The sequence below is a fragment of the Foetidibacter luteolus genome (assembly GCF_009650435.1).
Classification (GTDB): Bacteria; Bacteroidota; Bacteroidia; order Chitinophagales; family Chitinophagaceae; genus Foetidibacter; species Foetidibacter luteolus.
The window spans coordinates 199,265-205,471 of the sequence record NZ_VVIP01000058.1 but is presented as its reverse complement, the minus strand read 5'-3'; the positions used below and the strand labels follow the sequence as shown (position 1 = coordinate 205,471).

At 44.7% G+C, this 6,207-nt stretch carries 5 protein-coding genes; 2 read left to right on the top strand and 3 right to left on the bottom strand.

The annotated features are described in order from the left end of the window. Positions 1–85: 85 nt before the first annotated feature. Positions 86–1,189: an IS110 family RNA-guided transposase gene (locus F0364_RS18735; RefSeq protein WP_153795953.1), complete on the top strand. Its 1,104-nt coding sequence runs from the start codon at positions 86–88 to the stop codon at positions 1,187–1,189. A gap of 527 nt (positions 1,190–1,716) precedes the next feature. Here F0364_RS18735 and lptE read toward each other — a convergent pair. The 3 genes from lptE to miaB form a co-directional block, all read right to left on the bottom strand. Further along, positions 1,717–2,295, bottom strand: coding sequence for an LPS assembly lipoprotein LptE (gene lptE / locus F0364_RS18730; protein WP_235921147.1), 579 nt, complete (start codon positions 2,293–2,295; stop codon positions 1,717–1,719). After that, the gene (locus F0364_RS18725; RefSeq protein WP_153799334.1) at positions 2,279–3,565 is read right to left on the bottom strand and encodes a sigma-54 interaction domain-containing protein; all 1,287 of its coding nucleotides are present in this window, start codon (positions 3,563–3,565) and stop codon (positions 2,279–2,281) included. Before F0364_RS18725 ends, lptE begins: the two co-directional genes overlap by 17 nt. 72 nt (positions 3,566–3,637) lie before the next feature. After that, positions 3,638–5,059, bottom strand: coding sequence for a tRNA (N6-isopentenyl adenosine(37)-C2)-methylthiotransferase MiaB (gene miaB / locus F0364_RS18720; RefSeq protein ID WP_153799333.1), 1,422 nt, complete (start codon positions 5,057–5,059; stop codon positions 3,638–3,640). A gap of 126 nt (positions 5,060–5,185) precedes the next feature. Here miaB and F0364_RS18715 point away from each other — a divergent pair, with 126 nt between their 5' ends. Further along, positions 5,186–6,136 (top strand): DUF3078 domain-containing protein, encoded by a 951-nt coding sequence (locus F0364_RS18715; protein ID WP_153799332.1) that lies wholly within the window; start codon positions 5,186–5,188, stop codon positions 6,134–6,136. The last annotated feature ends 71 nt before the right edge of the window (positions 6,137–6,207 follow it).

Sequence of the window (6,207 nt, the reverse complement as noted above, 5' to 3'; positions counted from 1 at the left end):
AAGTGAGTCTATATGTAAAAGGTTTCGGTGCAGCGGCAGTCCTAAAATTAGGCTGCAAAGAAGAATTTTGCTAAAAAAAACAAATATGAAACAGCAAACTTCAGCCACAACCGAAACCTTGGACAAAGGTAGAAGCCTGATTGATTTCAGCGGCAAAATCATCTATGTAGGAATAGATGTACATCAAAAAGATTACCAGGTTGCCAAATTATTAAATGGGATTTGCCTGGGTAATCACCGTATGGGCAGCAACAGTGAAGACCTTATTAAACACCTGAATAGCCACTATCCGGGGGCCACATTTAAGTGTGTGTATGAAAGTTCGGCCTGGGGTTTCACCCTTCAGCGTTCACTGCAGTCCGCAGGAATGGAGTGCATCGTGGTTCATGCTGCCGATGTATCCACCAGTGATAAGGAGAAGAAAAGGAAGACCGATAAGGTGGATGCCTTAAAGCTGGCCCGCAACCATGCAGCCGGTGAGCTTAAGGCCATCCATGTACCGGGGGAGGATATTCAAAAAGACCGCAACCTGATAAGATTCCGCAAGAAACTGGTAGGGGATCTAAACAGGAGCAGGAACCGGTTGAAAAGCATATTGAAATACCAGGGCATCCAACTGCCGGCTAAATATGAAAAGACCAACTGGAGCCATAATTTTCTGGAATGGGTGGAACAGGAAGCTCAAAAAGACGAACGGCTGAAAAGCACTTTAGTGCTGATGTTGGAACAAATCAGGTTGCTGCGCCAGTTGCTGTTAAAAACGGAAGGTAAATTGCGGGAACTGAAAAAAAGCCGGTACCAGCAAAATACCAGCCTGCTGTTGAGTGTTCCGGGAGTAGGCCCTACAACAGCCCTGTGGTTTTTGCTGGAAGTGGGCGATATCAACCGGTTCAAAGGATTTGACGCATTGAATGATTTAATAGGTTTCTGTCCTGATACGGACAGCAGCGGCGATAAGGAAAAAGATACCGGTATTACCACCCGGCGCCACAAACAATTGCGCAGCCTGCTGATAGAAGCTGCCTGGCAGGCCATAAGGATAGATCCGGCTTTAATGGATTGTTATCAGGCATTAACCAAAAGAATGAAAGGCAACCAGGCCATTATCCGTATTGCCCGTAAACTGCTGCGCAGGATAAGGGCTGTTTTGATAAGCGGTGTGCCTTATCAAAAAGGTGTGGTAAAGTAACGGGAACAGAAATGAGTTTTTTTAAGCCATCCGGCTTACCGATAGTAATACAAAAGGAGCCGCCATGACGGCCCCCTCTATACTATCGTATAAGCACAGGCCCTATCGCTGGCAGGTTGTCCTCCGGCAGAGCCCGCTTCCTGTTCAGGCCGGTGCACAAACTTAAAAATCTAATTTTGAAGCAAACAGTATTATTCATATCACAGAAAGGTAATATCAAACAGTTATAAGGACTGCTTTTTGTGTCCTGCAGTTGCAACATACTGCTCAAGTGAGTCTGCAGCCTTATACTTTTACTTTATGGGATTAATAAAGATTTGCAGCGGCCATGTGCCGACTGCTGATAGGAGTTTCACCACCTGTGATAAAAATCTTTTTTCCAATGACTTAAAAAAACACAACATATTAACCTTGTTTTGCAACCTTTTTCAGGATGGCAGGCAGCGTATTCCTTTACATAGGAGTGACACAACGATGCTCAATGTTTATTCCTCCTGCCGGGGCCATAATAATTACATGCCAGGCTATTACCAGTTAGAAAACAGCCGGTTAAAAATTTCGTCGCTCATGTTTTTTACGACATCATTCATCAACTGGCCTTCGGCCTGTGTTAAGGTAAGAGATGCTGCAAAATCGAAATCGCGGCTTACATCAAATTCCTGTGTTTTGTTATCTACAGCGTTAAAAAGTATAATGTGTGCGCCTACCGTTAACCGGTTGGCAGCCGCCTGCTGGTTGGTAATGGCGGAAGTAGATACACTGTAGTTGGTAATGGTGCCGGTAATCTGGTAGTCGGCATTGTCTGCATTGGTACGTGTAAGCTTGGTGTAGCTGTTTATTTTTTGAACCACTGCATCAGTTAGCTTGGGGCTTAACTGTGGGCTTATGTAGCCGCGGGCCCTGTTTTCGATGTACCCTATTTTAACCGTTTTTATTTTGGAATAATCAATGGATACATCTCTGAAAGTATAAATACCGCAAGAGGGTAGTATGGTTGCAATAAACAGGCAAACCATGGCAAACAACGCGTAACGAGATGTGTTAATGCGTTTGCCCATAATTGCAGGGCAGGTAATTGCGGCGTACTTGTTAATCATTGATATCATACTCTTTCAGCTTTCTGTACAGGGTTCTTTCGCTAATGCCTAAATCCAGGGCAGCATCTTTTCTTTTGCCCTTGTGTTTTTTCAGTGCTTTTATAATTAACTCCTTCTCCTTGTCCATTATATTCAGCGACTCTTCCACTTCCTCGTGGTGGTGAATATCGTCGTGGTGATCGTGCTGCAGCAAAACAGGCTGGTGGCCCTGGTGTGTTACCTGCGGCACCAATGAAGGCTGAACTACCTGCCCCGGCAAAGCGGTATGTTGTTTTTCGCCGTTGGCAACATAATCGCTCATCAGCGATTCTTTGGTAAAATTAGCCGCATTGCCCGCCAGCGATGGGTTTTGAAGAATTTCAAGGAACATTTTCTTTAGTTCCGTTACATCCTTCTTCATATCAAAGAACAGCTTGTATAAAATTTCACGCTCATTGGCAAACTCACCGGTGTGGTGCGCCTGGGAAGCGAGTACCGGCATCCTGGTGCCCGTGTTTTTTTCCGGTAAAAAACGCCTGAGTTCAACAGCGGTTACCATTTGCTGGCTGCTTAATACCGAAATCTGTTCCGCAATATTCTTCAGTTCACGCACATTGCCCGGCCAGGGATAGTTAATTAACAGGCTTTTTGCTTCTTCATCCAGTTGAACGGGCGTGGTTTTGTACCGCTCGGAAAAATCAATTACAAACTTGCGGAAAAGGAGGGGGATGTCTTCTTTTCTATCCCGGAGAGAGGGCACCCTGATGGGCACAGTACTTAAGCGATAATACAGATCCTGTCTGAATCTCCCGTTTTGTGTAAACTCCAGCAACTCTTTGTTGGTGGCGGCAATTACCCTTACATCAGTCTTTTGTACTTTGGAAGAACCTACCCTTATAAACTCGCCTGTTTCAAGCACCCTTAAAAGTCGGGCTTGCGTACCCAGTGGCATTTCGCCAATCTCATCAAGGAATATTGTACCGCCGTTTACTGTTTCAAAATAGCCTTTGCGGCTGTCAACAGCACCGGTAAAAGAACCTTTTTCGTGCCCGAACAATTCTGAGTCAATAGTGCCTTCCGGTATCGCGCCGCAGTTAACCGCTATAAATGGGTTATGCTTCCTGGCGGAAAGCGCATGTATTATTTGCGAAAAGGCCTCTTTGCCCACACCGCTTTCGCCCACTATTAATACACTTAAATCTGTTGAAGATACCTGTGACGCTACATTAAGCGCATGGTTAAGGGCCGGCGAATTACCAATGATACCGAACCTGTTCTTTATACTTTGTATATCTGCCATCAGTCTGTCTGAAATCTTATTTGTTTCTAAATAAATGTTCCTGCCTTTAGTTTGGTTGTTGGCTAAAATTATCTATGCTAACTCCCCCAACAGGGTAGCCTGTGTACAGCCGGTTACTTTTACATCAACATAATCTCCTTTTTGATAGCCTGCACCACCCTTGCTGAAGACAATCACTTTGTTCTGCGTGTTGCGGCCCATCCAGTCACCGGCACTGCGTTTGCTTTCGCCTTCAATAAGCACTTTAAAGGTTTTGCCAATATCCCGCTGGTTGCTTTCTCTCGATAGCCTGCCCTGCAGTTCCACTATTTCCTGCAGCCTTCTTTTTTTGGTTTCTTCCGGAATATCATCCTTATACCTTCTTGCAGCCAGCGTACCGGGGCGCTCGCTGTAAAAAAACATATAGCTCATGTCGTATTTGCTGTATTCCATAATGCTGAGCGTATCAGCATGTTCTTCCTCTGTTTCTGTACAAAACCCGGCTATCACATCGCTGCTTATACCGCAATCCGGTATAATGGACTTAATTTGGTCAATCTTGGCCATGTACCATTCGCGGGTATAAGTACGGTTCATCAGTTGCAGTATCCTTGTGTTGCCGCTTTGCACAGGCAGGTGTATGTATTTGCAAATGTTCTCGTAGCGGGCCATGGTTTGCAGCACTTCTTCGGTAATGTCCTTGGGGTGGGATGTGCTGAAACGCACCCTTAACAGCGGCGATACCAGCGCAACCTTTTCAAGCAGTTTTCCAAAGGTTACAAATTCGCCTTTTGCTTCATCCTCCCAATAGTAGCTATCCACATTCTGGCCCAGCAACGTTACTTCCCTGAAGCCGCGGCTGAACAGGTCTTCCGCTTCAGCAACGATGGAGTAAGCATCACGGCTTCTTTCCCTGCCCCTGGTAAAAGGAACTACACAAAAACTGCACATGTTATTGCAGCCCCGCATAATAGAGATAAACCCGCTAACACCATTGCTGTTTAGCCGCACAGGGGAGATGTCAGCATAAGTTTCATCCCGGCTTAGCAAAACGTTTACTGCTTTCTGGCCGGTTTCGGCCTCTTCAATAAGGCCAGGCAAGCTGCGGTAAGCATCCGGGCCAACCACCAGGTCAACCAGCTTTTCTTCTTCTAAAAATTTTGATTTCAGCCTTTCCGCCATACAACCCAGCACGCCTATAAGCAAACCCGGTTTGGCTTCTTTTGTTTTCCGGAATTCTGTAAGCCTTTTACGAACAGTTTGTTCGGCTTTTTCGCGAATGGAGCAGGTGTTTAACAAAACAAGGTCTGCCTCTTCATAATTGCGGGTTGCCCCAAAGCCTTCTTCATTTAGTATAGAGGCTACAATTTCACTATCGCTGAAATTCATCTGGCAACCATAGCTTTCTATGTAAAACTTCTTTTTGTATTCAGTATTGTCCAGTGCAAAGGGTGCATACGCTTCGCCCTGCCTTGCTTCATCATGAACTTTAGGGGCTATCTCTAACAATTCCATTTAGTAATTTTTGCTGCGCAAATGTAAGCAAAAATGTAACCGTGCCAGTTTGGCAGATTGTTAACAGTTTTTTCCAAACCTGCAATTCTATATTTGCGGCTTACTAACCATTTTGAGATTAGTTGCATGAAAAGCATAGGACTACTTATCATATTTTCCCTAACTCTCTTTCAAGTAGCCCTGTCGCAAAATATCCCGGTAAGAACGCTGCCTACAGAAATCTTTCGTTCCATTAACAAAAACATTACCGATACAAGCAAATGGCGCTGGAAAAGGGGCGGGGCTATTAACGCTAATCTTGGCCAGGGTTCTTTAAGCAACTGGAGTGCCGGTGGCGATAATTTCTCAATGGTTGTTACTACTTATTTTAATTACTATTTGTTACACCGTAAGGGTAAGCATACCTGGGATAATAACCTGGATTTCTTTTTTGGCTATGTACAAACAACCAGCCTGGGCAGCAGGAAAAATGACGACAGGGTTGATTTTGTATCCAAGTATGGTTACACGGTTGACAGCAGCCGCAAATGGTATATATCGGGCCTGTACAATTTCAGGACACAGCTTTTTGACGGGCTAACCTACGTAACACGCGACAGTGGAATTCTCAATTCCACTTTTTTATCGCCGGCCTATACCTTGCTGTCGGCCGGTATGGATTACAAACCTAATTCTGATTTCTCCCTTTTCCTTTCGCCGCTTACTTCCCGCTGGGTATTGGTAGCCAGCAAGCGGTTATATAAAGATGGCGCTTATGGTGTGCCTAAGGGCCGGCGTATCATTAACGAAATGGGTGCCTTTGCCTCACTCAATTATACCAAGACTATCTGGAAGAATGTATCTTATAAAGGCAGAATGGACTTGTTCTCCAATTACCGCTCTAACCCGCTTAACACCGATATTTATTTTACCAATTTTGTTACGTTTAAAATTAATAAGTACCTATCCGCGTCTTACAACCTCGACATGATTTACGACGACGATGTAAAACTCTTCGGCCCTAACAAAAACAGCCCCGGCCTGCAATTAAAAAGTCTGATAGGTATTGGCTTTCTAATGAATTTCGCTGCAAAATAGACGAGTTTTTTGGGGACAGGCTTTTGTATTTCATGGTCCCGAAGTTTCGGAATTGTGTCACTCACTTGTAC